At 38.8% G+C, this 21,928-nt stretch carries 28 protein-coding genes and 1 tRNA gene; 15 read left to right on the top strand and 14 right to left on the bottom strand.

The window, feature by feature from the left end; translation table 11 throughout:
- The first annotated feature begins 453 nt into the window (after nt 1–453).
- The 5 genes from JG738_RS08740 to brnA all read left to right on the top strand — a co-directional run bounded on the left by JG738_RS08740 (nt 454) and on the right by brnA (nt 1,804).
- The gene (locus tag JG738_RS08740) at nt 454–591 is read left to right on the top strand and encodes a hypothetical protein (RefSeq protein ID WP_201337532.1); all 138 of its coding nucleotides are present in this window, start codon (nt 454–456) and stop codon (nt 589–591) included.
- Nucleotides 592–696: 105 nt separating this feature from the next.
- Nucleotides 697–852 carry a hypothetical protein gene (locus JG738_RS08735; protein WP_201337531.1) on the top strand — a complete coding sequence of 52 codons (156 nt, stop codon included), beginning with the start codon at nt 697–699 and terminating at the stop codon, nt 850–852.
- 30 nt (nt 853–882) lie between these two features.
- A complete protein-coding gene (locus tag JG738_RS10530) occupies nt 883–1,014 on the top strand; it encodes a hypothetical protein (RefSeq protein WP_256432999.1) in 132 nt (43 codons plus the stop codon).
- A gap of 279 nt (nt 1,015–1,293) precedes the next feature.
- Nucleotides 1,294–1,566 (top strand): BrnT family toxin, encoded by a 273-nt coding sequence (locus tag JG738_RS08730; RefSeq protein WP_201337530.1) that lies wholly within the window; start codon nt 1,294–1,296, stop codon nt 1,564–1,566.
- On the top strand, nt 1,547–1,804 hold the full coding sequence (brnA, locus tag JG738_RS08725; protein ID WP_197685259.1) for a type II toxin-antitoxin system BrnA family antitoxin: 258 nt from the start codon (nt 1,547–1,549) through the stop codon (nt 1,802–1,804). Before JG738_RS08730 ends, brnA begins: the two co-directional genes overlap by 20 nt.
- A gap of 397 nt (nt 1,805–2,201) precedes the next feature.
- Here the strand turns inward: brnA and JG738_RS08720 are convergent, their stop codons facing one another.
- Nucleotides 2,202–2,348, bottom strand: coding sequence for a hypothetical protein (locus tag JG738_RS08720; protein WP_201337529.1), 147 nt, complete (start codon nt 2,346–2,348; stop codon nt 2,202–2,204).
- A 178-nt stretch (nt 2,349–2,526) separates the two neighbouring features.
- Here JG738_RS08720 and JG738_RS08715 point away from each other — a divergent pair, with 178 nt between their 5' ends.
- Together JG738_RS08715 and JG738_RS10525 are read left to right on the top strand one after the other, a co-directional pair.
- Nucleotides 2,527–2,721, top strand: a complete 195-nt coding sequence (locus JG738_RS08715) for a hypothetical protein (protein ID WP_201337528.1) — start codon at nt 2,527–2,529, stop codon at nt 2,719–2,721.
- Nucleotides 2,722–2,752: 31 nt separating this feature from the next.
- Nucleotides 2,753–2,881 (top strand): hypothetical protein, encoded by a 129-nt coding sequence (locus JG738_RS10525; RefSeq protein WP_255535973.1) that lies wholly within the window; start codon nt 2,753–2,755, stop codon nt 2,879–2,881.
- Nucleotides 2,882–2,946: 65 nt separating this feature from the next.
- Here JG738_RS10525 and JG738_RS08710 read toward each other — a convergent pair.
- The 3 genes from JG738_RS08710 to mraY all read right to left on the bottom strand — a co-directional run bounded on the left by JG738_RS08710 (nt 2,947) and on the right by mraY (nt 5,306).
- Nucleotides 2,947–3,022, bottom strand: a tRNA-Phe gene (locus JG738_RS08710).
- Nucleotides 3,023–3,060: 38 nt separating this feature from the next.
- Nucleotides 3,061–4,242 carry a UDP-N-acetylmuramoyl-L-alanine--D-glutamate ligase gene (murD, locus tag JG738_RS08705; protein WP_201337527.1) on the bottom strand — a complete coding sequence of 394 codons (1,182 nt, stop codon included), beginning with the start codon at nt 4,240–4,242 and terminating at the stop codon, nt 3,061–3,063.
- Complete coding sequence (gene mraY / locus JG738_RS08700; RefSeq protein WP_201337526.1) at nt 4,242–5,306, bottom strand: phospho-N-acetylmuramoyl-pentapeptide-transferase; 1,065 nt, start codon at nt 5,304–5,306, stop codon at nt 4,242–4,244. The genes murD and mraY overlap by 1 nt, the downstream gene beginning before the upstream one ends.
- Nucleotides 5,307–5,383: 77 nt before the next feature.
- Between mraY and fabG the strand changes: the two genes are divergently transcribed.
- The 4 genes from fabG to accA all read left to right on the top strand — a co-directional run bounded on the left by fabG (nt 5,384) and on the right by accA (nt 8,673).
- Nucleotides 5,384–6,127: a 3-oxoacyl-ACP reductase FabG gene (fabG, locus tag JG738_RS08695; RefSeq protein WP_201337525.1), complete on the top strand. Its 744-nt coding sequence runs from the start codon at nt 5,384–5,386 to the stop codon at nt 6,125–6,127.
- 56 nt (nt 6,128–6,183) lie between these two features.
- The gene (gene acpP, locus JG738_RS08690; protein WP_084274677.1) at nt 6,184–6,420 is read left to right on the top strand and encodes an acyl carrier protein; all 237 of its coding nucleotides are present in this window, start codon (nt 6,184–6,186) and stop codon (nt 6,418–6,420) included.
- A gap of 83 nt (nt 6,421–6,503) precedes the next feature.
- Nucleotides 6,504–7,727 carry a beta-ketoacyl-ACP synthase II gene (locus JG738_RS08685; protein WP_201337524.1) on the top strand — a complete coding sequence of 408 codons (1,224 nt, stop codon included), beginning with the start codon at nt 6,504–6,506 and terminating at the stop codon, nt 7,725–7,727.
- A gap of 1 nt (nt 7,728) precedes the next feature.
- Nucleotides 7,729–8,673, top strand: coding sequence for an acetyl-CoA carboxylase carboxyl transferase subunit alpha (accA, locus tag JG738_RS08680; protein ID WP_201337523.1), 945 nt, complete (start codon nt 7,729–7,731; stop codon nt 8,671–8,673).
- Nucleotides 8,674–8,675: 2 nt separating this feature from the next.
- Here accA and JG738_RS08675 read toward each other — a convergent pair whose 3' ends face one another.
- The 4 genes from JG738_RS08675 to rpmB are packed head-to-tail and all read right to left on the bottom strand — an operon-like array spanning nt 8,676 to nt 10,612.
- Nucleotides 8,676–8,945, bottom strand: a complete 270-nt coding sequence (locus tag JG738_RS08675) for a hypothetical protein (RefSeq protein WP_201337522.1) — start codon at nt 8,943–8,945, stop codon at nt 8,676–8,678.
- 3 nt (nt 8,946–8,948) lie between these two features.
- Nucleotides 8,949–9,179, bottom strand: a complete 231-nt coding sequence (locus JG738_RS08670) for a DUF465 domain-containing protein (protein WP_201337521.1) — start codon at nt 9,177–9,179, stop codon at nt 8,949–8,951.
- 29 nt (nt 9,180–9,208) lie between these two features.
- Nucleotides 9,209–10,387: a bifunctional glutamate N-acetyltransferase/amino-acid acetyltransferase ArgJ gene (gene argJ / locus JG738_RS08665; RefSeq protein WP_201337520.1), complete on the bottom strand. Its 1,179-nt coding sequence runs from the start codon at nt 10,385–10,387 to the stop codon at nt 9,209–9,211.
- A 24-nt stretch (nt 10,388–10,411) separates the two neighbouring features.
- Complete coding sequence (gene rpmB, locus JG738_RS08660; RefSeq protein WP_084274671.1) at nt 10,412–10,612, bottom strand: 50S ribosomal protein L28; 201 nt, start codon at nt 10,610–10,612, stop codon at nt 10,412–10,414.
- Between the two features lie 126 nt (nt 10,613–10,738).
- Here rpmB and rpe point away from each other — a divergent pair, with 126 nt between their 5' ends.
- Genes rpe through JG738_RS08645 form a run of 3 tightly spaced genes read left to right on the top strand, consistent with a single transcriptional unit; the run spans nt 10,739 to nt 12,787 of the window.
- On the top strand, nt 10,739–11,377 hold the full coding sequence (gene rpe / locus JG738_RS08655; protein ID WP_201337519.1) for a ribulose-phosphate 3-epimerase: 639 nt from the start codon (nt 10,739–10,741) through the stop codon (nt 11,375–11,377).
- Between the two features lie 2 nt (nt 11,378–11,379).
- Entirely contained in the window at nt 11,380–11,970 is a 591-nt protein-coding gene (locus tag JG738_RS08650; RefSeq protein ID WP_201337518.1) for a phosphoribosylanthranilate isomerase, read from the top strand.
- Nucleotides 11,963–12,787, top strand: a complete 825-nt coding sequence (locus JG738_RS08645; protein WP_201337517.1) for a 3'-5' exonuclease — start codon at nt 11,963–11,965, stop codon at nt 12,785–12,787. Before JG738_RS08650 ends, JG738_RS08645 begins: the two co-directional genes overlap by 8 nt.
- Here the strand turns inward: JG738_RS08645 and JG738_RS08640 are convergent.
- The 5 genes from JG738_RS08640 to JG738_RS08620 all read right to left on the bottom strand — a co-directional run bounded on the left by JG738_RS08640 (nt 12,723) and on the right by JG738_RS08620 (nt 19,177).
- Nucleotides 12,723–13,919 carry a dicarboxylate/amino acid:cation symporter gene (locus tag JG738_RS08640; protein WP_201337516.1) on the bottom strand — a complete coding sequence of 399 codons (1,197 nt, stop codon included), beginning with the start codon at nt 13,917–13,919 and terminating at the stop codon, nt 12,723–12,725. The two genes, JG738_RS08645 and JG738_RS08640, sit on opposite strands and share 65 nt — an antisense overlap.
- Nucleotides 13,898–14,689, bottom strand: a complete 792-nt coding sequence (locus JG738_RS08635; protein WP_201337515.1) for a peptide deformylase — start codon at nt 14,687–14,689, stop codon at nt 13,898–13,900. Before JG738_RS08635 ends, JG738_RS08640 begins: the two co-directional genes overlap by 22 nt.
- Before the next feature lie 227 nt (nt 14,690–14,916).
- Complete coding sequence (locus tag JG738_RS08630; RefSeq protein ID WP_201337514.1) at nt 14,917–16,392, bottom strand: NAD(P)/FAD-dependent oxidoreductase; 1,476 nt, start codon at nt 16,390–16,392, stop codon at nt 14,917–14,919.
- Nucleotides 16,393–16,547: 155 nt separating this feature from the next.
- Nucleotides 16,548–17,084 (bottom strand): gamma carbonic anhydrase family protein, encoded by a 537-nt coding sequence (locus JG738_RS08625; RefSeq protein WP_201337513.1) that lies wholly within the window; start codon nt 17,082–17,084, stop codon nt 16,548–16,550.
- Complete coding sequence (locus JG738_RS08620) at nt 17,084–19,177, bottom strand: RNA degradosome polyphosphate kinase (RefSeq protein ID WP_201337512.1); 2,094 nt, start codon at nt 19,175–19,177, stop codon at nt 17,084–17,086. The genes JG738_RS08625 and JG738_RS08620 overlap by 1 nt, the downstream gene beginning before the upstream one ends.
- A gap of 68 nt (nt 19,178–19,245) precedes the next feature.
- On the opposite strand from JG738_RS08620, the gene JG738_RS08615 reads away from it, so the two are divergent.
- Nucleotides 19,246–19,881 (top strand): carbonic anhydrase, encoded by a 636-nt coding sequence (locus JG738_RS08615; protein ID WP_201337511.1) that lies wholly within the window; start codon nt 19,246–19,248, stop codon nt 19,879–19,881.
- On the opposite strand, the gene uvrB is transcribed toward JG738_RS08615, so the two are convergent.
- A complete protein-coding gene (gene uvrB, locus JG738_RS08610; protein ID WP_305080194.1) occupies nt 19,868–21,898 on the bottom strand; it encodes an excinuclease ABC subunit UvrB in 2,031 nt (676 codons plus the stop codon). The genes JG738_RS08615 and uvrB overlap by 14 nt on opposite strands.
- Between the last annotated feature and the right edge of the window lie 30 nt (nt 21,899–21,928).

The raw sequence follows: 21,928 nt of genomic DNA, 5'->3' as shown, positions 1-21,928 counted from the left end.
GCATGGTAAAAGAAGATGAATAAATCCGGGATTTGCAGTGGTGGCCAGAGGCGGATTTGAACCGCCGACACAGGGATTTTCAGTCCTAAAATTACTATATCTTCATAAATCTTAATCCGTTATCAATACTTCTAAATAGTTCTTGAAATCGAGCCTATCAAACTGTTATGATGTTATCAGGACATAGCATAAAAAATTAAGTTTTCTAAATTCTAGTTACCTATAGGTTACTTTTTTGATTTTCCAAAAACCTTAAAGAATATAAAATGGACTGGATACGTTCTAAAAAATATACTGGTGTATATTCAAAAAATTGAAAAACTCAAACAAGAGGTAATCGGATAAAAAGGATGCTAAAGCAGTGGCAAGATATTGTGAATGAGCTATGGCCAGAAACAAAAAGGTGGGTAAATATCGCATCACAAAGATCTGCAAAGACTTGGAACTACAGTTTTGAGTCTTGGCCATACAAACAAAGACGGAAAGCTGCAAAGTGGCACGGCTGAAATAGAGCAGGACAGTGATGATATTATAAAAATAGAAGCGATTACCGATGGTAATAAAGTGCAAGTGGAAATCAAAAAAAGCTGACAGGGTAAGATTGCTTACACAAAACCGCTTATATATCAAACCAATGTAGCGACTGATGATGATGAGGTATTAAGATGGAGAAAGTTTTTAGCAAATATCAGGCCAGTGGATAAGGAGATAGATATCGAGGAGATCAAAAAACGCAAAAAGCAAGAGGAAAAAGATAGACACCTTATCAATGGTTTCCAGGCGATTTTGAGATTGAATAATGGCAAGTTGATCCAAAAGCAGATACTCAAATATCTCAATGAGGATGATTAGAGTGGATATAGTAAGCAAAATATTTTTCCAGTGTTGAATAATCCACACTATGATGGCAAGTATTGGAAGGTGTGGCGCACAGGTGAAAGAAACCATATCAAAGAGTATCATTTGATAGATATGGTGCAGATAGTTACAGATAGAATCAAAGAAAGCTTATAGGTTGCGAAAAGTGGGAAACGTTGGAATTTCGGATAATGAACAACCAAACAAAAGCAGACAAAAAGCGAATAAAAAGGAGAACAATAAAAGAGAATAAAAGCAATTATCAATACATGAATAACAACTATTAATGAAAGCAATATGCCAACAATACCGCGTTCTATGGCTGCTTTGAGCGTATTGTATTGAATATTTGCATCTAAAAATATCCTTACAATTATATCATATGATATAATAATTATAATAGATACGATATAGAAACTATACCAAAGGTAATAAGTGCATATCGAATACGATCCAAACAAAAGCAAAGCCAATAAGCAAAAGCATGGCGTAGACTTTGAGGAGGCTAAAGCGCTCTTTGAAAATGACGACTCACTCATCGTGCCAGCCAAGATTATTGATGGCGAGGAGCGATATGCGCTTATCGGCTATCTCGATGGCAAGTGCTATGTTGCAATATTCACCTATAGAGGTGAAAACATCAGGATCATAAGTGTGAGAAGATGTAGAAAAAACGAGGAGAGAAACTATGAAGAGTATAACGGCTAAAGAGTTTGATGAGAAGTTTGATAGAGGCGAAGATATAAGTGAGTATCTTGATTTTGGTAAGGCTAAAAGAGTAGGAGAAGTTAAAAAGCAGCCTACCAAAAAGATAAATATTGACCTACCTCAAAACATCCTCAATCTCATCGATGAGGAAGCAAGTAAAATAGGAGTGGCGAGGCAGGCACTGCTGAAGGTGTGGATAGTGGAGAGGCTCAAAGAGGAACTATCCAAGCCATTGTGATTTGATGCTTATATGGATGCTTACATCAAAGGTGCTGGATGGAAGATCGAGGGCGTGGGTGGTGCGTGCCCCGATATTTTTTTTAGTTGAACGATTGAAAAAAAAGGAGTTCATATTTCAGAAGAAATATTTGGAACTGATGAGGAGCTTGCAAGCGTATTACAACCATTTATTAAACAACTTATCGAGAAGCTTGCTCCACAAATCTTCTCAATCAAAGATATCAATGAAGCCAAAGAGTTGTTAGAGAATCTTATCCACTCCCTTTCAAATGATTTGATTGCAATGGAGGCTTAATGTGGATATCATAACCACGCTGCTCATAATTTTGCTTATAGTCAGCCTATTGCGATCAAGAGCCGATTACATCCTCATAAGTATCTGCTGGATTATCCTATTAACCAATTGCAAAGAGTTCAATATCGTTACTATCATCAATTGAAAAGTAGAGTTTTTTCAATACTCTTTGAAGCGGTTTTTTTATCTTTTTTGATGGATTTTTGCACTTTAAGGATTTTGAAACTAAATATAAATAGTTTTTCACATCTTTATCGATTTTGATTGCAATATGTGAATAATTCGTTTAAGCTTTAAACTATTTATCTACATTTTGAGAATAAAACTCAAAAGATAATATTGTATCATCAATATAATAATAAAAATGATAAAAATAGCTATAATTATCTACGATATATACATATCACAGTATACCAAAGGAAAAAATGACAGCAAAAGAGATGGCAGCTGCTATCAATGTGCCAGAGAACACCTTCAGTAGATGGAAGCACTCACGTCCAGAACTCTATCAGCGTATCGTCAAGAGCTTTGAGTGTGAAGAGGCTTTGAATAAACTTGAAATAACATTAGATGAGGCAAAAGAGATTATCGAAAAATACAAAAAGGAGAGAAAAAAATGAATCAAGATCATATGGCTAAAGAAATAGGTGAATGGATATCATTGATGATCTTGAGAAACGATATACGGCAATTGAAAAAGAGCTTGAAGCGCTACAGAAAAAAATGTTAGTAATGGGTAACGATTTTTCAAATAGGTGTAAAGAGGGTGTAATGATTTAAAATCTATTAACCTTAAAAAGTTTTTCAATATGCTTCTTAGTTTCAATTTTTTGGAGATTTTGAAGTGGTGGCCAGAGGCGGATTCGAACCGCCGACACAGGGATTTTCAGTCCCTTGCTCTACCTACTGAGCTATCTGGCCAAGAAGTTGAATGAAATTATACTTGAAAAATTTGAAAATCAGCTTAAAACTTCTTTTTTAAAAAGAGTTCCTCGCTCTTTATAGCTGCTAAATTGATCGAGACTCGCACAAGCAGGGGAGAGAATTGCTACGCTTTGGCGAGTATGACACTTTTTGATGAGTTTTACTGCATTTGAAAGCGTTTTTGCCTCTATTGCTTCGATATTATGTTTTTTTGCAAGATCTAAGATATGAGGAGCTGCTTTTCCTATTGCATAGAGGGAGACATTGTGCAGATTTTGTATGAGTGGCTCAAGATCCACTCCTTTGTTATCTCCTCCAAGTATGAGATGGATATGGCGATCTTGATAGTTTTTCACAGCTTGCAAAGTTGCATCGATATTTGTGGCTTTACTATCATTAACCCAAAGCCGCCCTAATTTATCATAAAACTCCTCTTGCTTATGCTCTTCTATTGTAAAGCTATTGATTGCTGCGTAATCAATCTCATCAAAAAGAATTTTACTCACAGCTAGCGCTAAAACGGCATCAAGGAGGAATGCCCCCTTAAATCTTACTTTCTCAGGAACAATTCCAAAAAAAACGGCTAGTTCATAGATATTTTCATATCCTATGAGGTAGCCATTGGATGGAGTATTTGCAAACTCTTGTGGAACGATAGCTGCTTCTCCTTCTTTTAAAAATGAGAGAGGTTTAAGTTTTGCTGCCTGATACTTAGCAAAACTACCATGCCAGCTGATGTGATCGGGGGTGATGGGGAGCAAAACATAGAGATTTGGCTTAGCAATATGTGTGTAGTGCAGAGTAAAGGAGCTTGTCTCTAGTACCCAGATGGGGGCGTTTTGCGAAAGCTCTGCAAGTGGAGTGCCGATATTGCCTCCACTGACGGCACCATATTTTTTTAATAGATGCGTAATCATCTGTGTAGTTGTGGTTTTTCCGTTTGTGCCACTTATCCAAATGCTAAAGGGCATGGTAGCAGCAAAGAGATCATATTCACTTAAGAGATTTTTTGCTCTTTGTATAAGTTCATGAGAGGGTGGAATGCCTGGACTTGGTACTGCTATAGAAAATTTCGTCGGATCATAGTCGGATGAAGGGCGATGAAAAAACCCCTCCTCATCTTTATATGTATGAGAAATATCTTCAAAAAAGACTACATCTTTGAATTTTTTTGCAATCGCTTTTGTCGTCTTTCCTGCGCCAAAAAGAGCTATCATTAACGAATCTTTAGTGTAATAAGAGCTATGATGTTTGTAATAAAAGCAATAATCCAAAACCGCACGATTATTTTGCTCTCATCCCACTTTTTCTCTTCAAAGTGGTGATGAATAGGAGCCATGAGAAAAACGCGCCTACCTCGCAGTTTATAGCTTCCTACTTGGATAATGACACTCACAGCTTCCATAACAAACACAAACCCAATGAGCAGGAGCAAAATCTCACTCTTTGCAACTACTGCAATATAGCCAATGAATGCTCCAAGCGGTAAGCTTCCGCTATCTCCCATAAAAATTTGTGCTGGGTGGCAGTTGTACCACAAAAAAGCTATGAGACTGCCAGCATAAGCTGCAGCTACGACACTTAGCTCTCCTGCGCCTGATATTTTTGGCAAGAGGAGATAGGAGCTCAATATCGCATGGCCTGTAAGATAGCTAATAATCCCTAATGATGCAAGAGCAAAAAGAGAAGGGACTGTAGCAAGACCATCAAGTCCGTCAGTGAGATTGACAGCATTGGATGTAGCTACAATCACCAGTGTCCAAAAAAGAAGTGCAAAAAGATGCATATCAAAAAGAGGATATTTGTAAAAAGGTATAAATAGATGAGAGTCAAGATGTGCTATGAAAAAGAGATAGAGACTCACACCAAATGCAAAAAAGATCTGCAAAAGAAACTTTTGCTTGGCTGTGAGTCCACTCGTATTGGATTTTTTTACCACTTTGCCCCAATCATCGATAAAGCCAATATAGAGATAACTACAAATGAGTAAAAATGCAGCAATGACAAAATGATTAGATATTTTTGCACTGAGAAAAGATGCAAGGAGTGTAGTAAAAGTAAATACAACACCACCCATTGTAGGAGTGGAACCCTTTTTTTGATGGTGCTCGGGTGCAAGAGAGTAGATAGGTTGATAGGAGTTTTTTTGCTGGGCCCATTGAATAAATCTTGGTAAAAGCAAGAGTGTAAATATAAAGGCTATAAAAAATGCAAATCCTGCTCGTACAGTGATATATTGAAAAAGATTGAGATGAAAAATCGTATAGAGATAGTATAGCATCGATAACCTAGTGCAATTAATCTGGTTTGAAGTGAAATGTTACTAAAATTTAATTAAATTTTCGATAAAGGGGAGCTATGAAATTTGGCGGTAAAAATGTGCTTGTAACTGGTGCTAGTAGGGGAATTGGTGCAAAGATTGCTGAGGTTTTAGCTGGATATGGCCTCAAAGTTTGGATCAACTATCGCAGCAGTGCACAAGAGGCAGATAGACTCAAAGAAAAGATTGAGGCTGCAGGGGGAGAAGCTGCAGTTATTGGATTTGATGTGAGTGATGAGAAGGCTTTTGTAGATGCAATCAAAACAATCATCGATAGTGATGGAGAGTTGAGCTACCTTGTGAACAATGCTGGGATTACAAAAGATAAGCTCGCTATTCGCATGAGCGTGGAGGATTTTGAATCAGTCATTAGAGCAAATCTTACAAGTGCTTTTATTGGCTGTAGAGAAGCTTTGAAAGTTATGAGCAAAAAGCGTTTTGGTAGTGTTGTGAATATCTCCTCTATCGTTGGTGAGACGGGAAATGCTGGACAGGTTAATTATAGTGCCAGCAAAGGCGGTATGATAGCAATGACAAAATCTTTTGCTCTTGAAGGCGCAGCAAGAGGGATTCGCTTTAATAGCGTAACACCTGGCTTTATTGCTACCGATATGACAGATGCGCTCAAAGATGATATCAAACAGAGCTACATCGAAAAAATACCTCTGCGACGTTTTGGAGATCCAAAAGAGGTAGCCGAGACTGTAGCCTTTTTGCTCAGTGATGGTGCAAGTTATATCACAGGTGAAACAATCAAAGTCAATGGTGGTATGTATTTATAAAGAGTTAAATCTTTTTTTGATAGAATTGGTCGATAACATTTTAGAAGGAGTAACTGATGGCGGATATTTTTGAACAGGTGAAAGAGGTTGTTGTTGAGCAACTCAATGCAAATCCTGATGAGGTAAAACCTGAGTCAAGATTTGTTGAAGATCTCGGTGCTGATAGCCTCGATGTAGTAGAGCTTGTTATGGCACTTGAAGAGAAGTTTGGTATTGAGATTCCAGATGAGGATGCAGAAAAGATTCAAACAGTTGAAGATGCAGTAAAATATATCCAAGAGCATAAATCTTAATGAAATAGTCGGGTTTATCCCGGCTTTATCTTTAATAAGTCTAAGAGAGTTAGGTTTATTAGAGATTAAGCCAAGGAGATGTTTTGAGACGAGTGGTAATAACCGGGCTCGGTATGATCAATGCACTAGGACATGATAAAGAGAGTGCTTTTGATGCTATTATAAGAGGAGAGAGTGGAGTAGATACAATTACACTTTTTGATCCTTCAAATCAATCTGTACGTATAGCTGCAGAGGTAAAAGATTTTGATCCCAAAACAGTAATGGATCCTAAAGAGGTGAAAAAGGCTGACAGATTTATTCAACTAGGTATCAAAGCTGCTAGAGAAGCTATGGTTGATGCGGGAATTGATGAGAGTGTAGAGCGCGAAAAGTTTGGTATCAGTTCTGCTTCAGGCATTGGGGGTCTTGCAACAATAGAGAAAAATGCTGTCATCTGCCACACAAGAGGTCCACGACGTATTAGCCCATTTTTTATCCCTTCAGCATTAGCGAATATGTTAGGGGGATTTATCTCTATTGAGCATACACTCAAAGGTCCAAACCTCTCAAGTGTTACTGCATGTGCAGCAGGAACACATGCGATTACTGAGGCCGCCAAGACTATCATGCTAGGTGGTGCTGATCGCATGCTTGTGGTGGGAGCTGAAGCTGCTATCTGCCCTATTGGAATAGGAGGATTTGCAGCAATGAAGGCGCTCTCAACCTATAACGATGATCCAAAACACGCTTCACGCCCATTTGATGCAAAGAGAAATGGCTTTGTAATGGGAGAGGGGAGTGGTGCATTGGTGCTTGAAGAGTATGAAGCAGCAAAAGCAAGAGGTGCGAAGATCTATGCTGAACTTATCGGATTTGGTGAAAGTGGCGATGCAAACCATATTACTACGCCAGCTCCAGAAGGAGAGGGGGCATATAGAGCAATGCGTGCAGCACTCCAAATGGCTGGTGTGACGAAAGTAGACTATATCAATGCTCATGGTACAAGCACGAAGTATAATGACTGGTATGAGACAATGGCAATCAAAAAAGCTTTTGGAGGCAAAGAGAACTGCCCTCCTGTAAGCTCTACAAAAGGCCAAACAGCACACTGCCTAGGAGCAGCAGGGGCAATTGAAGCAGTTATTACTCTTATGGCGATGGATAGAGGCATTATTCCTCCTACAATCAACTATGAAGAGCCAGATCCAGATTGCGATCTCGATTATGTTCCAAATGAAGCAAGAGAGGCGGATATTGAAGTTGCAATGAGTAACTCTTTTGGATTTGGTGGGACAAACGGTGTAGTAGTATTCAAAAAGGTTTGATTTGGCAACATATCTCGATTTTGAAAAGAAGATCCAAGAGATTGAATCTGAACTTGAAGCTGCAAAAGCGCGGGGTGATAGTGCAGCAATAGAGATTTTAGAAAAAGATCTCGAAAAAGAGGTTGCTAAAACATACAAAAATCTTAGCGATTATCAAAAATTACAGCTTGCCCGCCATCCGGATCGCCCTTATGCACTTGATTATGTACGTTTAATCATGCATGATTACTATGAAATCCATGGCGATAGATGTTTTCGCGATGATCCTGCAATAGTCTGTTTTATTGGATATGTAGACAATCAAAAAACAATGCTCATTGGTGAGCAAAAGGGACGCGGTACCAAAAATAAGATCAAAAGAAATTTTGGTATGCCTCACCCTGAAGGGTATCGCAAAGCGCTGCGCCTTGCAAAAATGGCAGAGAAGTTTAATATCCCTGTGCTGATGCTTGTTGATACTCCGGGAGCTTACCCTGGTATTGGTGCTGAAGAGCGTGGGCAGAGTGAGGCAATTGCAAGAAACCTCTTTGAATTTAGTAGACTGAGAGTCCCTACTGTATCAATTGTCATTGGAGAAGGTGGAAGTGGTGGAGCCCTTGCGATTGGTGTTGCAGATAAGCTTGCAATGATGCGCTACTCTGTCTTTAGCGTTATATCCCCTGAGGGATGTGCAGCAATTTTATGGAATGATCCTAGCAAAGTAGAGCAGGCCACGAAAGCACTCAAAATTACTGCTGAGGATCTCAAAGAGTTAGGCCTCATAGATGATATTATTGAAGAGCCTCTCATTGGAGCGCACAGAGATAAAGAGGGTGCTGCAAAACTTCTTAAAGAGTACTACTTGCAAAGCGTTGCGCAGTTGCAGCAGATGAGTGTAGAAGAGAGACTTGAAAAGCGTTATGAAAAACTTATGAGTATGGGAAGATTTTCTGAGAGTGAGGCGTAGGATCAGAGCTTTGTCTGATCCGTGATGCCATGCTCTTGAAGAAAGTGCTTGAGTTTTGTTATCTCCTCTTTACTGTTTATCTCATGATTGTGGACAATGAGCAATAGCTCTTTGCCTTCCTTATCAATCACTTTAATATGATTTTTCTTTGTATGTTCAACTGTAAATCCAAGATGTTTCAAAAGATTCTCCACCCCTCTCCAGTCAAGGTTTGCTGGGATTGGGTGGGAAAATATCTTTTCTAGCTTCTTTTGGAGTTTGTGTAAACCCATTTTTTATAGTCCATGCTCTTTTTTATATTGCATAACGATCTGGTATGCTTCATCTTTGAGGCGCAGTTTTTCGAGTTTGAGTTTTTCAAGCTCGAGATCTTCCATATGCTCACGTCCCTCTTCTACTTCATGGACAGTTTTTTTAAGCTCTTCATGTTTTTCTATAATTTTATCGAAGTGTGGATTTTCTTGTCTGATTTTTTGAATCAACTCTTGTGGAAACTCTTCTAGCATAATAACTCCTTTTTTATAAATTGTAGCATTTAGGTTCTGTATTCTGCATTAATCTTCACATACTCATAGCCTAAATCACATCCATAAGCTGTAAAACTCTCTTTTCCAACGCCAAGATCGCACGTAATTGTAAATTCTGCTTTTTGCATAACTTTATGAGCTTTTTCTTCTTGCTCTTTACTAAAGAGAATCTCTCCTCTATCATAGACTAAAACATCTTCAAATGAGATGCGAAGCTTCTCTTCATCACATGTCACACCGCTTGCACCTATGGTGGATGCTATACGTCCCCAATTTGGATCCTCACCAAAAAGAGCAGTTTTAACAAGTAAAGAGTTTGTGAGTGCTTTTGCCGCTTTTTTTGCTTCTTCCTTTGACTTAGCGCCTGTAATCTTAAAAGCTACAAGTTTTTTTGCCCCTTCTCCATCTTTGACTATAAGGAGTGCTAAGCGGTGCATGATCTGCTGTAGTGCAAAATCAAAAGCCTCTTTTTCATATACTTCGCTTTTGCCATTTGCTAGTAAAAAGACTGAATCGTTAGTAGATCTGTCTCCATCCACACTTATTGCATTGAAGGATATTTCAGCATTTTTTCTGAGCAGCTTATCCATATCATCTTTTGGAATTGCAGCGTCTGTTACAATAAAGCAGAGCATTGTAGCTAGTGCTGGATCAATCATCCCAGCACCCTTTGCAATGCCAGCAATGCGAAAGCTCTTTCCATCTTCTAAGCGCACTTCAAACCCAACACTTTTTGGAAATGTATCGGTTGTCATGATGGAGCGAGCGAAGTTGTCTGCATTTTTTGCTTGCAAATAAAACCTTTTGGCTGCATCTATAATTTTTTCTTTAGGAAGTCTCACTCCAATGACGCCAGTTGAGCTCATGAGAGGATTTTGCATGGGAAAATCTAAAGAGGAGAGAATCTCTTCGATATCTTCTATACCAGCTTTGCCTGTCATCGCATTGGCGTTTTTGGAATTGGTAAGAATGAAATTTGTTTGTGTGATAGCATGTTTTTGGAAATGTTTAATTGGCGCAGCTTGAAAACGGTTAGAAGTAAAAATTGCACTTATATCACACAGAGTATCGCTATAGATGAAGCCTACGTCAAGTCCATCCTTTTTGAGTCCCGCATGCACTCCATCGCAAAAAAAGCCATCGACATCTGCAATACTATTTGCTAGTGGTAAGAGCTGGAAGTGCATAGGGATCCTTGGGGAAGAGAACTCTTAAGAGAGTTCGAAGTTTTTCTTTTTGAGGATGCGCAAGCCTTTTGCTGAGACTTTTATCTTCTTTTTCGTTCCATCTGGAAGTGTAACACGTACAGTTCTCATATTTGGTAAAAATCTTCTCTTCGTCTTATTATTTGCGTGGCTGACATTGTGGCCAGTCATCGGCTTTTTACCTGTAATTTGGCACTTTTTAGACATAGCATAACCTTTTTATGATTTTGTGCTTGCAATTATAGCTATTTTCCCTTAAATTTAACTTATTTTAAACTATATTTAAGCTATTACTTTTGCTATAATTATAGCAATTTTTTCAAAAGGCAAAGCATGTTTGTAGCACCAAGTATTTTGAGTGCAGATTTTGGGATATTGGCTAAAGAGGTTGTGGCGATTTGTGAAGCAGGAGCTGATCTTGTCCATGTTGATGTCATGGATGGTCACTTTGTGCCAAATATGACGATAGGACCGGTTGTCGCAAAGGCAGTGGCTGGAGTGGCAACGAAGCCTCTGGATGTGCATTTGATGGTAGAAGATAACACCTTTTTTGTCGATCTCTTTGCTCCATTGAAGCCAAAATATATATCTTTTCACTATGAAAGTGAAAAGCATCACCATAGAATTGCGCAAAAGATACGATCACATGATATCTCTCCAGCAATTGTTATCAACCCAGCAACGCCAGTAAGTTGCTTGAGTGAGATAGTAAAATATGTGGATATGGTGCTTTTGATGAGTGTTAATCCAGGATTTGGTGGACAAAAATTTATCCCAATCTATGATAAAATCAAAGAGCTTAAAAGTCTTATAGAAGCAAAAAATCCTTCTTGCCTCATAGAAGTAGATGGGGGAGTAAGTGACAAAAATATTCATGAGCTCAAAGCTGCTGGAGTTGATATTGTAGTTGCTGGCAGCTACGTTTTTGGTCATAGAGATTATGCTACAGCTATTAAAAGCCTCAAGGTGTAGGTGTGCGCGTTAAAATATGCGGTATCACAAATCTTGAGGATGCTCTTGTTGCCATTGAAGCAGGGACTGATGCTTTAGGATTTGTCTTCTATCCAGATTCACCTCGCTATATAGATCCTGCAAAGGCTGCTATGATCGTTGCTGATCTTCCCCCTTTTGTAGAGCGGGTAGGGCTTTTTGTCAATGCTACGAAAGATTTTATCGAAGAGGTATGCAGTGCAACCAATATGAGTTTAGCACAACTCCATTTTGATGTGGATGAAGAGTTTATAGAATCACTTACTATTAAAGCATTGCCGGTAGTAAGAGCACGCAGTAAAGATGATATCAAGAGGTTTGCCAACCGGTACCGCCTCGTGGATGCGTATGTTCCTCAGTTTGGAGGAGTAGGAAAAAGAGTGGCGCTCGAGTGGTTCGAAGGGATAGATTGCTCCAAAATTATTTTAGCAGGAGGACTTACACCGCAAAATGTAGGTGAAGTGAAAAAGTATGATTTTTATGGTGTAGATGTAAGTAGCGGCGTAGAAGCAAAAAAAGGCAAAAAAGATCCCAAAAAGGTGCGCGAATTTATCGCAAAGGTAAAGTTTGAATAAATTAGAAAAACTTGCATATAGACTTATAAAAAAAGATTATCCTCTTGAGCAGTTTTATGCTCTTTTACAATCGATTTTTGGTTTGACTGAAGATCCTGAGCTACTCTACCAGACACTCCTTGCACGAGGATTTCCTCTAGCTCAAAAAGATGATCACATTCTTTTAAAAACTGCAAAAACTCCTTTTTTAAAGCAGGAGTTTGTAGTAGTCGATATTGAAACCAATGGAAGCAAACCTGAGTTTTCACAGATAATTGAGATTGGGGCGATAAAGTTTCAAGGAAGTGAAATTATTGATCGTTTTGAAAGTTTTGTCTTTGCTGAAGAGGTACCAGAGTATATTACCAAACTAACAGGCATTGAGCTTGATGACCTGGCTCACGCTCCTGGTCAAAAAGAGGTCTTGCTTGCATTTAAGAAGTTTTTGGGTGATAGTGTATTTGTAGCCCATAATGTCAATTTCGATTACAACTTTATCTCACGAAAATTGGAACAGTTAGGCTATGAAAAACTAGCAAACAGGAAGCTCTGCTCTATAGATCTTGCAAGAAAAACAATTCAAAGTGAGCGGTATGGTTTAGAGTACCTCAATGAAAATCTTGGTATTAATACACTTGTGAGTCACCGCGCCTATGCAGATGCTCTTACAGCATATAAGCTTGTACAAATGGCATTAGAGAAGATTCCAGATGAAATTATTACTACTGAAGATCTAATTAAATTTAGCAAAAGTGCAAAAAAGACAAAAAAAGCTACAAAAGCCTCTGAATCAACTTCGCTCCCAGCAGATCTCCCCAGTTGTTCACAGCAGTCCTGAACATATCCAAAAAGCGATCAACTGTAATAATCAGTGCAATTGATTCAACTGGTAGTCCTACACTATCGAGTACCATCGTCATCATAATAAGACCTGCCCCAGGAATGCCGGCTGCTCCGATAGAAGCGAATGTAACGGTGATAAAGATAGTAATTTGCTGTGCTAATGTGAGCTCAACTCCACTTATATTTGCAATAAACATTACTGCAATCGATTCATACAGAGCCGTGCCATCCATATTGATAGTAGCTCCAAGAGGCAGTACAAATCCTGCTACTTTTTTACTTACTCCTCCCTTTTCTTCAGTAACTTCTAGACTTACAGGGAGTGTAGCAGAGCTTGAAGCAGTAGAGAATGCTATAAGTGGAGCCTCTTTGATCTGTAAAAAATATTTATAGGGATTAAACCTTCCAATAAAAAAGGCAAGTGCAGGGAGTGTAAGAAGCGCATGGATTGCAAGGGCAGCTAAAACAGTAAGCACATAGCTATAGAGATTGAATATAGGATCTAATCCATTTTTTGCAACAGTTGCAGCGATGAGAGAAAAAACACCTATTGGGGTTAAAGTGATTACCCATTTTGCAAGGACCATCATTGCATCATTGACACTATCAAAGAAGTTGTAGAGAGTTGTGCGTTTTTGCTCTGTTATAAAGAGTGCTCCTACTGCAAAGAGGATTGTAAAAAAGATAATAGGTAAAATCGCACCTTTACTGAGAGCTGCAAAAATATTTGCTGGGATAAAAGAGAGTAAAAAGTCGTTAATACTTAGATCTTTGTGTTCTACCGAGAAATTTGAAGGTAGTTGCAGCAGATGCTCTCCCGCTCCTGGATTAAAGAGATGAAAGATAAAAAGCCCTAAAATCACCGCTAATGCAGTGGTTGTAAGATAGTATGCAAAGGCTTTAATTCCGATAGATTTGAGCTCCTCTTTGCCACTGAGAGAAGTGATTGCAATAAAAATTGAAGCAAATACAAGAGGGATAATGAGCATTTTTAAAAGTTTGAGGTATATATCGCCAATGACTTTGAGATCTAGCGAGAGTACAGGAAAAAAGTAGCCAAAAGCGATACCGGCAAAAATTGCAGCAATAGTGAGGTTCTCTATGTTTAAAAACTTTTTATGAGCCATGATCCTCCATAGAGCACTATAATAACAGCCAAATAGATTGCACTGGTACCAAATACATTGGCCCCTTGACAGGATGTACAGTTTTTATATTTTGTTGTCTCATATTTTGCATAGAGCGCATAAAAAATAAGCCATGCAAATTCAAGTATAAAAAGAGGGGTATTGTACGAGAGAACAAACTTTGCAAAGTTTGCAAAAAGTGCAAATATAAGTAAAACGAAGTGCCCAACTAAAAAGAGACGCAAAGCTGTAAGAATCTTATCTTTGACAAAAGAGGTAGGGCATGTATCGCCATAGCTGCCATACTCTTTAAAAAACTTCTTTTGCTCTTTTTTTGAGAGCTTATCAAACAGATAACCGCCAAAAACCATATCGATTTTTCGCTGCAATAATACTGCTTCATCATCTTTGGCAATATAAAACTTTTGATTTCCTTCTCTATCTTCATACATGATTTTTATAACAGGGTAGCGGTTAACGGTTACTTCTATGTTTGGTAAACTCTCATCACTCTCACGTGAAGCAAAATATTTTCCCTCTTTGCCATAAATGACAGGATTTATCATAACTTCATAATCATTATTTTTTTTAAGTACGATAATTCTTAATGGCACACCAATTTGAATGGCTGCAAGTGCTTGGAGACTGTTTTCTTCGATTGTCTGTTTCATCTCATCAATAATCTGCCCAAGATTTGGATCTTTGAAATCTCTTACAAGCCCAGAAATTTGCAAAAGAGTATGATCAGGATAGGTAAGAATTTTGGCCATAATGATCCTTTGAGTATAAGGGGCAAAAGCCCCTTTTTTTAATGGTGAGATTTAGAAACGACTGCGAGCATTTTGAGGTTGATGATAATGAATCTGATAAATTGCCAGATTTTACAAGTTCTTAGGAACCTTTGAAAAGGACCAGGTACCATTGTACCATATGTTTTGTTGTCATAAGGTTTGATATTTTTTTGAATCTCTTGATAAGCCATTATTGCTCCTTTATCTTATTCAGGGATGAGTGTCCAGCCCGGCTTGAGCTGCGCTTTCCACATAAACATATAGTGGAGGATATGTTTAATCCAGTGTCCTGCAAGACCGATTTCACCAAAAGTGTAGTCTGGATCACGACCAGTTCCTGGGAATCTATCATAATCAGGTACAACAGGATAAACGGTCAATGCTACTGCAGAACCGTTCATGAGGCTCTTACCAGTTGAAGCAACACACGCTGCACCCATCTCTGCCATAGAGGCGTGGTGACCTTTCTCTTTCACCTCTTCGAGGCTATATTTACCGTTAATGACTTCTGTAATTGTTTGTGCAACAGTTTTACCAATAATTCCTGAAGGCATACCTGTTCTTGGAGGTGCTGGTGTGATTGGTGTGCCATTAACTGATTTTGCCGGTTTACTGATTGGATGAGGTGGTGCAAATGCGATACCTACTGCAAACATATTGAGATAATCTGGGTTTTGATAATATTTTGGCCAGTCGCTTGCTTTCCACTCTTCAAACGGTTTTGGAGTGTAGTCTGCGTCAACTTTCATAAAGCCATTTGGTGCAAAAACTTTATCAGTGATGTCATTACCAGCTTTATCATAAGCTTTAAGACCTACGCCGCTAAACGGAGGAATAAGCATTGCAAAGTCAAATGTTTCTTCTCCTTCTGTTCCATCGAGAAGTTCATATTGGAGTTTTCCTTTTTGTACCTCTTTGACATGTGCTCCAGTAATCCAGTCAACGCCGCGCTCTGCAAACAAAGATTCTGCAAGCACTTTAGAGCTTACGATATGGCCGCCCCATTTGATATGGAGACCTGCAACACCAAAGTCTCCAAGGAACTGCTCATTAGAGATCCACTTGATTTCTGCTTTATCTCTTACGCCTGCTTCTCGAAGCTCATGCTCGATGTTGAAGATATATTCAAATGCAGCTCCCTGACATGTACACATACCGTGTCCGGTACCGATGAGGAATTTTACTTTTTCCCCTTTTTTCATACGCTCAATTGCATTTTGAAAATGGGTATTTGCTTCTGCTGCATGGAGATATGTACAAACTGAGAGTGAATTACCTTCATCTGGTCCAAGTCCTGGAGTTGCAGCGAAGTTGAGTTTTGGACCAGTCGCATTGATAAGGTAGTCATACTCTACCTCTTCAGTCTGTCCAGCCTTATTTGGATCGGTATATTCGATTGTAACGTAAGGTCTGTCACTTCCCTCTTTTCCTTCTGGATGGATAGAGACAGCTTTAGCTTGTCTAAAATCGATTCCAGCTTTTTGATAGACTGGCGCAAGCTCAAATACAACATCTTCTGGTGCCATTTCACCAACACCAACCCAGATGTTTGATGGAATCCAGTTCCATTTGCTGTTTGGAGACACTACTACTACTTCATGTTTGTCTCCAAGCCAGTGTTTAGCAAAAGTAGCAGCAGTATGTCCAGAAACACCTGCTCCTAACACAACAATTCTTGCCATATTCTGCCCCTTTATAAAAATTGGTACGAGGTATTATAGTCCTTTTGTGTTTAAAAAAAAATTATAAAAAAAATAATGTAAGTAAAAAATTATTTAAAATTTTAAGGATTATAACTCTACCTTAATATAGTAATAATTTGAAGTTATATTATGCATTATTGAATAAAATCAATATACTCATTTTTAAATGTAACATACCTCTTTGCACTTGCATAAAGCTCTGCTACCTCTTTGTCTGTCAGTTCTCTTACCACTTTTGCTGGAGTTCCTAAAATGAGGCTTCTTGGAGGAAATTTTTTCCCGCCAGTGACCAGTGCTCCAGCTCCTACAATCGACTCTTTTCCTATTACAGCTCCATCAAGGATTGTAGCATTCATACCAATCAAACATGCATCTTCAATAGTACATCCATGTAGCATCACTCTATGCCCTACTGTTACATCGTTGCCTATGATAGTAGGATAGCCATCGCTCATATCAGGCTTTTTATAATGGGTGACATGAATCATACTTAAGTCTTGAATATTTGTACGATCTCCTATTTTGATGTAGTGTACATCACCGCGTATAACACATCCAAACCATATGGAGCTCTCTTTTCCAATTTCCACATTTCCTACTACTGTTGCATCTGGAGCGATCCATGCATTTTGGCCAATTTTTGGAAACCACTCTTTATAGCGTAAAAGCATTAGCTCTCCTTCAAAAGTCTCTTTGCAAGTCTTTTGGCCTTGCTTGTTGTATTTTTTTGGTGGGATGTATGGAGGAGTTTTGCATACTCTTCCATTAAAAGTTGGGAGTTGATTTTTGGTTTTCCCTCTTCAGGGTGAAGTTTAATGTAGTTTCCATCTGGTAGAAGTATTCTTGCTTTGACATTATCTTTGAGCTGAATTTGCAAGATCTCTAATAGTCTTTCAGCGATATTCTTATCAAATATTGGTGTCATGAGCTCTATACGGCGCTCAAGATTTCTTGGCATCCAATCTGCACTAGAGATATAGATTTGTGGAAAAGAGTGTTTGAAGTAGAAAATTCTTGCATGCTCAAGATACTTTCCAACTATAGATATGACACGAATATTCTCACTTACTCCTTCAATTCCAGGGCGCAGGCAGCAGATACCTCTGATGATGAGATCAATTTTTACACCTGCTTGACTCGCTTTATATAGAGCAAGTATTACATCAGGATCTACGAGTGAGTTCATTTTTGCAACAATATGCCCCTCACTCCCTTTTTTTGCCTCCTCATCAATCATTTGTAAGAGTTTAGGTTTTATTTGAAAAGGCGACATATAGAGGGTTTTGAGTTTTGTCTTTTTGCTAAATCCTGTGAGAAAGTGGAAAAAACGGGTAGCATCTGCAGTAATATCTTTATCAGCTGTAAAGAGACTCACATCGGTATAAATTTTTGCTGTACTTGGATTGTAGTTACCAGTAGCAAGATGCACATACTGTTTGAGTCTGTCACCATCTTTTTTTATTACTTGTGCGATTTTTGCATGAACCTTAAATCCTGGTATGCCGAAAATGACATGTGCACCTGCTTTTTCAAGCTCTTTTGCCCAGATGAGGTTGTTTTCTTCATCGAATCTTGCTTTAAGCTCTACCATGGCAGTAACCTGTTTGCCAGATTCTGCTGCATTAATGAGAGCTTTGACAATAGGGGAATTTTTTCCAACTCTATAAAGAGTCATGCGAATAGCAAGTACATCAGGATCCTTGCTTGCTTCTTTAATAAAGCGCACTACCGGATCAAAACTCTCATAAGGGTGGTAGAGCATAACATTTTCATGCTCTATTATATGAAATACCGGCTCATTTGTATCAAATGGGGGAAGAATCTTTGGTGTATATGGCTCAAAGAGGAGATGAGGAAAGTTTTTATTTGATACTATCTCCCAGAGTGCTCCAAGATTAATAGGAATATTGTAGCGATAGATATCACCTTGTTCTATATATATATGCTCTTTGAGAAAATTGATAAGATCATCTTCTGCGTTTGCGCCAATCTCAAGTCGTACTATCTCTCCTCTTCTACGAAGTTTGAGTCCCTCTTCTAAAAGCTCCATAAAATCGTCTGCCTCTTCCTCTTCTATCTCAATATCTGCATTGCGTGTAACACGAAATGGGGCAGAAGCTAAGATTGTATAACCTGGGAAGAGAGATTCTAGATGCGCTTGGACGATGGACTCAATAGGAATATATGTGTTTTCTATTTGAACAAAACGAGGAAGAACACGGGGAATACGTACTAATCCGTATTTAATGTCATTAGGATTGTTTGTATCGCTCAGCTTCAATGCAAGTGCAAAACTAAGATTATTGAGATGAGGGAATGGGTGTGTGGCATCTACTGCGATAGGGACAATAACAGGATAGAGATTTGTATGGAAATACTCATTAATTTTTCTTTTTGTTTGTGCATCAAGATCTTCATAGTTAACAAGCCTTAATCCCTCCCTGGCTAATTTTTCAATGATTGCAAAAAAAGTCTTTTCAAGCTCTTTTTTTTCGTCGTGGAGATACTCTCTTATGGCTCGTAGTTGTTCAAGAGGCGTCATTTTGTCTGGTCCAGTGACGCGTATGCGATATTTAAAGAGCTTTTTGAGTCCTGCAACGCGTATCATATAAAACTCATCGAGATTGGTGCCATATATAGCGATGAATTTAAGACGCTCTAAAAGTGGATTAGTTGTATCTTGTGCCTCTTCAAGAACGCGTGTATTAAATTTGAGCCAAGAGAGCTCTCTATTAATGTAGAGTTTTGGATCTTTGAGATTCATGCACCACCTTTTGCTGTTATAAGAAAAATTTTAACAAATGTTGACTAAAATCAACCAAAAGGGATACTATGCATATAAAGAAATTTATAGATAATTATCAAGAATTTAAAAGAATCCATTTTAAAAAGTATGAAAAACTCTTTGAAGAGCTTGCTTCAAAGGGACAGAGTCCAAAAACACTTTTTATTGGATGTAGCGACTCACGCGTTGTTCCAGATCTCATTACGGGAGCAAAGCCAGGAGATCTCTTTGTCTTTCGTAACATTGGCAATTTTGTTCCTTCATTTAAACCTGATAACGATTTTCATGCAACAGCGAGTGCGATTGAGTATGCTGTGAGTGTGTTAGAAGTAAGAGATATTATTATTTGTGGGCATAGTCACTGTGGTGCGTGTGAGAGTCTCTATAAAGAGATCCCGCAAAATATTGAGCTTATACATATTAAAAAATGGCTTGAGATTGGAGAGCCTGCAAAAGAGATTGCGATTGATACTGTTGGCACCGAAGATAATGAGCTTTTGTTGCGTACTACAGAAAAGGCTTCAATTTTGGTGCAACTTCAAAACCTCCTCACTTATCCTGCAGTAAAAGAGAGGGTAGAAGCTGATAAACTCTTCTTGCATGGATGGTATTATAAAATTGAATCTGGTGAAATTGAGTATTTTGATGAGGAAGAGGGGGATTTCAAGCCTATAGAGCCTTGATTTTTTCGATTTCGTCTCTGAGTCTTGCTGCCTCCTCAAACTCAAGTTTTTGTGCTGCTTCATGCATAGCTTTACGCAGCTCTTTGATGATTTTCTCTTTTTCGCTTGGAGGGATCTTTTCCATCTTTTTTTTGCGCTCATAGAGTTTATCGAGATCTTCACTTTTGAGATTTTCATCGAGGCGTCGTTTGACCGTTTTTGGTGTAATGCCGTGAGCCTTGTTGTAGGCATCCTGCTTTGTACGTCTCTCTAGCGTGGTTTTTATAGCGCGATACATTGAGCCTGTAATTTTCTCTTTTATCTGCTTAAGATCTTCTGAGTTTTGCAGTTCTTGAAACTCTTCAATTTTATCTGCAAACATAATGACTCTCCCACTTGCATTTCTTGCTGCTCGTCCCATTGTCTGAATGAGGCTTGTCTCACTTCTTAAAAAGCCCTCTTTATCTGCATCAAGCACTGCTACGAGGCTTACTTCTGGCAGATCCAGCCCTTCTCGCAGGAGGTTGATACCCACAAGAATATCAAACTCTCCTCTACGCAAACCTCGTATAAGCTGGTTTCGCTCGATTGCATCAATTTTAGAGTGCATATAGCGTACTTTAAGCCCAAGATCTGCATAGTATTTGGTGAGGTCTTCAGCCATCTTTTTTGTAAGGGTTGTGACAAGTACTCTGTTTCCTTTTTCGATCTCCTTTTTGGCTTCATCATGTAAAATCTCTACTTGCCTGCTACTTGGAGCCAACGCAATGAGAGGGTCAAGTAGACCTGTTGGGCGAATAATCTGCTCGGCTACTACGTTCGAGAGCTCAAGCTCTAATTCACCTGGGGTGGCTGAAACAAAGAGATAGTGGGGCGCTTTATTGATAAACTCTTCAAATTTGAGTGGGCGGTTATCAAGTGCGCTAGGGAGTCTAAATCCATACTCTACAAGCACCTCTTTGCGGCTCCTGTCTCCCGCATACATCCCGCGAAATTGGGGAAGGCTCACATGGGACTCATCAACAATTATGAGGTATGGTCTGCCCATTGCTTCAAAATAATCAAGGAGCGAGTAGGGCGTTTCGCCAGGTTTTTTACCAGTGAGGTGGCGCGAGTAGTTTTCAATACCTTTACATGTTCCTGTGGTCTCAAGCATCTCTAGATCAAATTCAGTGCGTTGTTTGAGACGCTGATATTCGACAAGTTTATTCTCTTTATAGAAGTACTCCAAGCGCTCTTCAAGCTCTTCTTCAATCGATTTAACTGCTTCTGCAAGACGATTTTGTCCTACGATAAATTGGCTAGCTGAGTAGAGGGTAAAAGAGTCTCTATCAGTTAATTTCTTGTTTGTGAGGGGATCGAAAATGTAGATTGATTCGATCTCATCTCCAAAAAACTCGATTCTCACAGCCTCCTCTTCAAAGTATGCTGGATAGACATCGATTACATCTCCGCTTACACGAAAATCTCCTCTATTAAAAAATTTATCGTTGCGTTTATATCCCATCTCTAAAAGGCGCAAGAGAAGCTCTCTTTGGCCAATCTCGTTTCCCACTTCAAACTTAAAGACCATTTTTCTATATTCATGAGGGTTTCCAAGTCCGTAGTTTGCACTTACTGATGCAACTACTATCACATCTTCATACTCTAAAAGGCTAGCTGTCGCACTGAGACGCAAACGCTCTAGCTCATCATTGATGGAGCTATCCTTTTCAATAAAGAGATCTTGTCTTGGAAGGTATGCTTCTGGCTGGTAGTAGTCGTAGTAGCTTATGAAATACTCTACATGATTTTTTGGGAAAAATCCTTTGAATTCACTATAAAGCTGTGCTGCTAAGGTTTTATTGTGTGTCATGATAAGAGTTGGCATTTGCAGATTTTCAATAATCTTTGCCATTGTATATGTCTTACCGCTTCCTGTGACTCCCAAAAGTGTTTGGTAGCGGTTGCCCTCTTTGATAGAGAGTGTAAGTTTTTCTATTGCTTTTGGTTGATCTCCTGCTGGAGAGAAGTCTGTGACCATCTTAAATTTTGCCAATTTTAAAACCTCTTTTAGTAATTTTTGCTA

The sequence above is a fragment of the Nitratiruptor sp. YY08-26 genome (genome assembly GCF_016593215.1).
Lineage (GTDB): Bacteria > Campylobacterota > Campylobacteria > Campylobacterales > Nitratiruptoraceae > Nitratiruptor > Nitratiruptor tergarcus.
This window is presented reverse-complemented; position numbering and strand designations above follow the sequence as displayed.

Coding starts and splice junctions, on each gene's coding strand:
- brnA (WP_197685259.1), top strand. CDS start 1,547: ATGAAGAGTATAACGGCTAAAGAGTTTGATGAGAAGTTTGATAGAGGC.
- argJ (WP_201337520.1), bottom strand. CDS start 10,387: ATGCACTTCCAGCTCTTACCACTAGCAAATAGTATTGCAGATGTCGAT.
- JG738_RS08715 (WP_201337528.1), top strand. CDS start 2,527: ATGACAGCAAAAGAGATGGCAGCTGCTATCAATGTGCCAGAGAACACC.
- murD (WP_201337527.1), bottom strand. CDS start 4,242: ATGATAGCTCTTTTTGGCGCAGGAAAGACGACAAAAGCGATTGCAAAA.
- JG738_RS08625 (WP_201337513.1), bottom strand. CDS start 17,084: ATGCTTTTACGCTATAAAGAGTGGTTTCCAAAAATTGGCCAAAATGCA.
- JG738_RS08640 (WP_201337516.1), bottom strand. CDS start 13,919: ATGGCTCATAAAAAGTTTTTAAACATAGAGAACCTCACTATTGCTGCA.
- mraY (WP_201337526.1), bottom strand. CDS start 5,306: ATGCTATACTATCTCTATACGATTTTTCATCTCAATCTTTTTCAATAT.
- JG738_RS08635 (WP_201337515.1), bottom strand. CDS start 14,689: ATGGCCAAAATTCTTACCTATCCTGATCATACTCTTTTGCAAATTTCT.
- JG738_RS08675 (WP_201337522.1), bottom strand. CDS start 8,945: ATGGGTTTACACAAACTCCAAAAGAAGCTAGAAAAGATATTTTCCCAC.
- JG738_RS08670 (WP_201337521.1), bottom strand. CDS start 9,179: ATGCTAGAAGAGTTTCCACAAGAGTTGATTCAAAAAATCAGACAAGAA.
- JG738_RS08615 (WP_201337511.1), top strand. CDS start 19,246: ATGCATATAAAGAAATTTATAGATAATTATCAAGAATTTAAAAGAATC.
- fabG (WP_201337525.1), top strand. CDS start 5,384: ATGAAATTTGGCGGTAAAAATGTGCTTGTAACTGGTGCTAGTAGGGGA.
- rpmB (WP_084274671.1), bottom strand. CDS start 10,612: ATGTCTAAAAAGTGCCAAATTACAGGTAAAAAGCCGATGACTGGCCAC.
- JG738_RS10525 (WP_255535973.1), top strand. CDS start 2,753: ATGGATATCATTGATGATCTTGAGAAACGATATACGGCAATTGAAAAA.
- JG738_RS08630 (WP_201337514.1), bottom strand. CDS start 16,392: ATGGCAAGAATTGTTGTGTTAGGAGCAGGTGTTTCTGGACATACTGCT.
- acpP (WP_084274677.1), top strand. CDS start 6,184: ATGGCGGATATTTTTGAACAGGTGAAAGAGGTTGTTGTTGAGCAACTC.
- rpe (WP_201337519.1), top strand. CDS start 10,739: ATGTTTGTAGCACCAAGTATTTTGAGTGCAGATTTTGGGATATTGGCT.
- JG738_RS08620 (WP_201337512.1), bottom strand. CDS start 19,177: ATGAATCTCAAAGATCCAAAACTCTACATTAATAGAGAGCTCTCTTGG.